Consider the following 5,139-nt stretch of genomic DNA (forward strand, 5'->3'; position numbering starts at 1 on the left):
TTATTTTATTAAGTATATCAAACTCTTTGCTATCATCAGCTATACTCTCAATTTTTAACATAATGTCATCTAAGTTTATGCATCCTTGGAGCAGATTTGTATTTGTAAATGTTGGTTATATAATATCTTTGATTTTATCTTTAATAATATCTTCTATTGTAATAACTATTTTATTTAAATTTAAAATTCAAATGTTTATTATGGTTTCTATGATAATATTAATATCATTTATAATTTCTCTTTTATTATCCCACTATATAAAAGCATATTCATATTTATAAAATATATCACACTATAGCTAATTTAAAACATTAGATGTAACCAGCAACACATATAGTTTAATAAGAATGTATAATACTGTGGTGTCACGAACAAAGATGATTGATAGCTTACAGTTGATAGACTTAAAAATTTTTAGATAAATAAAAAATATTTATTACAAATCATAAACATAAATAACTTCTTCTATATCTTCATCATCTATTTTCAGAGTATTTTTATTTCCAGAATCTTTAAAACCATTTTTCTCGTAAAACTCTTTTGCCTTTTCATTTTTCTCAAAAACGCAAAGACATATATTTGTATAGCCCAAGTCTTTCATATATTTTAAAGCCTCTTCAAGAAGCAAAGTACCTATTCCAGAACCCTGATATATTGGGTGTACATATAAGGATATTATCTCTCCATAACCTTCCATACTGCATCTGCTCTTTCCATGCGAAATGACTGCTATAGGTTTATCATCAATATAGGCAATATGAGCCTCTCTTGTTCTATTATTAATACCCTCTTCAAACTCAGTACACCAATCATCTAAATATATTCTCTTCAAATATGAATCAGGTATAATATTTTTATAAGCATCTTTCCAGCATATAGCATGAAGTTTACTTATATCAAAAATATCTTTTATTTCTGCTTTCTTTACAACTATATCCATAATAATATCCTAATAATAATCATTATTAATTACTATCATTATATATTAATAACTATTTATTTTCAATTATTTTTAAAAATCATTTTTTATTATATAGAGCTTAAATTTCTCAAAGCATTACTTATCAAATCTTCAGGAGACATATTATCTTTATTTTCTATTGAAGACAAAGCCTTAACAGCCTCATTATTTGAAAAACCTAATGATATTAAGGCCTTTATAACATCGCTTTCATTATCATTATAATTTTGAACTGAAGAAGAAGAAATATTAATATCAATCTTTTCTATTTTATCTCTAAGTTCAAATAAAAGTTTTTCAGCCTTTTTTAATCCCATACCCTGAACTTTTTTTAATAAATTAATATCTTTATTAAAAAGTATATGCATAAGATCATTAATTGAATATGTAGAAAGTATCTCCATAGCAAGTTTAGGTCCAACCCCTGATGCCGCTATAAGAGTAGAAAACATTTTCTTTTCTTCTCTTGTTAAAAAACCATAAAGTATCATAGCATCTTCTTTATGTATAAGCTGTGTATAAAGTCTTATTTTATCATCATTTTTTACTTCAAGTTTTCTTGATACTATAATCTCATACCCAACACCGTTACAAACAAGAGCTATGATACCCTCGGATATTATCTGAACATTACCTTCTATAAAAGCAAACATAAAAATATATTATAAGCTAGGCTCGTATTCTAATTCTTTTATCACTTCAAGCATTTTATCAGTGCTTACTTTAGACTCATCATATTCTACTTCAGCACATGCCTTTTCCAAACTTACATCAGCTTTACTTACACCGTCTAAAGCTGTTAATTCTTCTGTAACAGCTTTAACACAGTTTTGGCATCCCATTCCTTTTATTTTTATAGTTATATTCTTCATTTTTTAATACTCCTTTTGTTTTAATTATCTAACAAAATTATATACTAGATAAGGGTATTTTGCAACAGAAAAACAATATTATTTATTTTTTTCTGATTCCTCTTTATACAAATTAAAAACAACACTCATCTCAGTTCCTACATTCTCTTCACTTTTTATATGAATGTCAGCATTATAGTAATTGCATATATTTTTTACTATTGTAAGTCCAAGTCCAGTACCATGAACTTTAAGATATTTATTATTTTTTACTCTGAAAAATCTTTCAAATATTCTATTCAAATACTGCGGAGCTATTCCGCATCCTGTATCTTTCACTGTAAATACTGCCTTATCCGCCTTTTGTTTCAAAAATACCTTTACATTTCCGCCATCATCAGTATATTTTATAGCATTATCAACCAAATTATTAACTACTTCTGTAATCTTTTCTTTATTAGCCATTATAAATGCAGATTCTATATCAAGCTCTATATTTATTTCTCTTTGTTCTGCCTTTATTTTATTACTTTCAAAAACATCAAGTATAATATCCTTAATATCTATCTTTTCATCAATAGTTTCTTTCCAATTAGCCTCTATTCTGCTTAATGTAAGCATATCTATAACAAGGTCTTTCATTCTCAAAGCCTCATTATTTATACGTTTAATAAAATCAGCCTGATTTTTACCGCCGCCTGTGGCGATAAGAAGTTCAGAGTATCCTATTATAGAAGTAAGAGGAGTTTTTAATTCATGAGAGGCATTAATAAAGAAATCCTGCTTTTCTATCTCTACTTTTCTTATATCAGTAACATCTTCAAATTTTATTAATGCTGATATATTTTCATTATTGCGTATAGGTATAATAGTAATTTCTATATCCATAGTATGTTCTTTTACATCAAATTTAGAAAATCTATTAAACTCTATAGCATTGTTAATTCTCTCTATTACTTCACTGCTTTTTATGATTTCACTTAAATTTTTTATATTGCTGTCAGATATTTCAAGCAAATCAACTGCGTACTGATTAATAAAAAATATCTCTTTATTTTTATTAACCGCTATAATACCCTGTGCTATATTTTCAAGTACATAATTAAGTTTTTCTTTTTCAGTTTGATAACCTGTAATATTTTCATTAAGACTAACAGCCAACTCGTTAATATCATAAAGAATAGTATTAATATCATTATATCCCGTCAGATTCTTGGGAGCTGCTGATTTATTATTATATATATTATCAAGAGTTTCTTTTATCATATAAAAAGGAATCATTATATTTCGGCTCATCAAAGGAAGTACCAAAGCCATAATTATAATAACAACCCCTATCACCATAACGGCAGTAAATAAAAAACTTATTAAATATTTATTAACCGAATCTATAGGTATTGAAATTCTTAATATATAATCTCTGTCATCATCAGCCTTAATCTTTTTTGATACATACATATAAGGTGTTTTCTGGCTTATAGAAGTATGTATAGAAAAAGCAGGTTTATTCTCAGCACTATGAAGAGCCTCTATTACATCGCTTCTATTGGTATGATTTCCCATAGGATTTTTAGAAGTATCTGTAAGAGTATCTGCTACAACCATTCCATTAGTAGATATTATGCTTATCCTAAGTTCCTCTTTATCCGACTGAAGCACAAATTTCCTAAAGGCATCTTCTGTTTGTACATCATATAAATCAATTTCTTTTTCAAGCATATCCATAATATTTAATATCATAACCTGACTGTACATAATATTATTATATTGAACAGTAAACAGTATTCCTATAAACATTAATGCACTTGATAATATAAGAATAAGTAATGATTTATAAAATATATTTCTAATCATGGTGTTTTTATGCTTCTGTCAATTTATACCCCATACCTCTGACAGTTATTATATTTTCTTTAGTTAAATCAAGTTTTTGTCTGATAGATTTTATATGCATATCAATAGTTCTTGTTTCCATAGAATGATCAACACCCCATACTTCTTCAAGCATAGTTTCCCTATCAACTACATTATTGGCATTTTCCATTAAAAGTTTAAGCAAATCAAATTCTTTCTGTGTTAAAATAACCTGTCTTTCTCCAACAAAAACACTTCTTTTTTTAACTACTAATTTTATTTCACCAAAAGTAAGTTCTTCAGCATCAAGCCTAACATCTTTTTTTCTTAAATTAGCCTTAATTCTTGCAAGAAGTTCAAGAACAGAAAAAGGTTTAGGCATATAATCGTCTGCACCTAAATTAAGACCTGTAACAATATTAATTTCGCTTGCCTTCGCTGTAAGCATTATCACCTTAATAGGCAAATGGGCATAATCTGTTCTGATAATCTTTAATATTTCTGTACCCTCTACGTCTGGCAACATTATATCAAGCAATACTAAATTAGGTGTCTGCTTTTTTAATGCCTCAAGCATGTCATTACCGTTTGAGAAACATTCTATAGTATATCCTGCTTCTTCAACAGTATACTTAATAAGATCTCTGATGTTATCATCATCTTCAACTGAGTAAATAAGTTCTTTATTCATAATCTAAACTACCAAAATAATATAATTTTTTGTTATATAAACCGTATATTTTACTCTATTAATATACAGCTTATATACAATAATAATATAATAAAAATTTATTTTTTGTCAAAATTTTTTATAGCCGCTAAAAAAATCATTTGTATTTTGTTTAATATAATAACTTTCATTAATAATATTAAGTAAAAAATATTAAATTTAAATGTTGACTTATAATATATTTAATATTAAAATTATCTCTATGAAACAAGATATGACACCTATATTAGAAAATTATTTAGAAACTATCTACAACCTAGAAGTAGAAAAAAATTTTAAAGAAGCTATTAGAATAACAGATATAGCTGATGTTGTAAGACGTTCCAAAGCAAGTGTTAATACAGCTATAAAAACTCTATCAAAACTCGGACACATAAAGCATGAACATTATGGAGACATAGAACTTACAGAATCAGGAAGGGCTATTGGAAAAGATATTGCTGAAAGACATGCTATATTCTATTACTTCCTTACAAACGTATTAAATGTAGATGAAAAAATAGCGGATGAAGAAGCCTGCCTAATAGAACATGCTATGAGCAGAGATACTGTGCATAAATTTAAAGAGTTTCTTTGCGGATACTGCAAAAAAGAAAATATTTTTAACAAAGGAAACTAATATATTGTGTATACTGTTAAATATTTTCATCATATATAAAGTATGACATATGTATATAAATGGTCTTTTATTGACAAAAAATTAATTGTGATAATATATTTAAATGATTTTTAGTAAATTACAG

General features: G+C 26.7%; 6 protein-coding genes and 1 pseudogene. 2 read left to right on the top strand and 5 right to left on the bottom strand.

Annotated features, from left to right (window positions below):
* A pseudogene (locus tag KQ44_RS05975) lies at positions 1-281 on the top strand (hypothetical protein); the annotation flags it as partial.
* Positions 282-436: 155 nt separating this feature from the next.
* Here the strand turns inward: KQ44_RS05975 and KQ44_RS05980 are convergent.
* From KQ44_RS05980 to KQ44_RS06000, 5 genes are all read right to left on the bottom strand, one after another.
* A complete protein-coding gene (locus tag KQ44_RS05980; RefSeq protein ID WP_096736654.1) occupies positions 437-940 on the bottom strand; it encodes a GNAT family N-acetyltransferase in 504 nt (167 codons plus the stop codon).
* 89 nt (positions 941-1,029) lie between these two features.
* Positions 1,030-1,614 (bottom strand): Holliday junction branch migration protein RuvA, encoded by a 585-nt coding sequence (ruvA, locus tag KQ44_RS05985; RefSeq protein ID WP_096736655.1) that lies wholly within the window; start codon positions 1,612-1,614, stop codon positions 1,030-1,032.
* 9 nt (positions 1,615-1,623) lie between these two features.
* Positions 1,624-1,833, bottom strand: a complete 210-nt coding sequence (locus tag KQ44_RS05990) for a cation transporter (protein WP_096736656.1) — start codon at positions 1,831-1,833, stop codon at positions 1,624-1,626.
* Positions 1,834-1,911: 78 nt separating this feature from the next.
* Positions 1,912-3,666 carry a HAMP domain-containing sensor histidine kinase gene (locus tag KQ44_RS05995; RefSeq protein ID WP_096736657.1) on the bottom strand — a complete coding sequence of 585 codons (1,755 nt, stop codon included), beginning with the start codon at positions 3,664-3,666 and terminating at the stop codon, positions 1,912-1,914.
* 7 nt (positions 3,667-3,673) lie between these two features.
* A complete protein-coding gene (locus tag KQ44_RS06000; RefSeq protein WP_096736658.1) occupies positions 3,674-4,357 on the bottom strand; it encodes a response regulator transcription factor in 684 nt (227 codons plus the stop codon).
* Between the two features lie 241 nt (positions 4,358-4,598).
* Between KQ44_RS06000 and KQ44_RS06005 the strand changes: the two genes are divergently transcribed.
* Positions 4,599-5,015 carry a metal-dependent transcriptional regulator gene (locus tag KQ44_RS06005; protein WP_096737792.1) on the top strand — a complete coding sequence of 139 codons (417 nt, stop codon included), beginning with the start codon at positions 4,599-4,601 and terminating at the stop codon, positions 5,013-5,015.
* The last annotated feature ends 124 nt before the right edge of the window (positions 5,016-5,139 follow it).

The sequence above is a fragment of the Brachyspira sp. G79 genome (assembly GCF_002379365.1).
Taxonomy (GTDB): domain Bacteria; phylum Spirochaetota; class Brachyspiria; order Brachyspirales; family Brachyspiraceae; genus Brachyspira.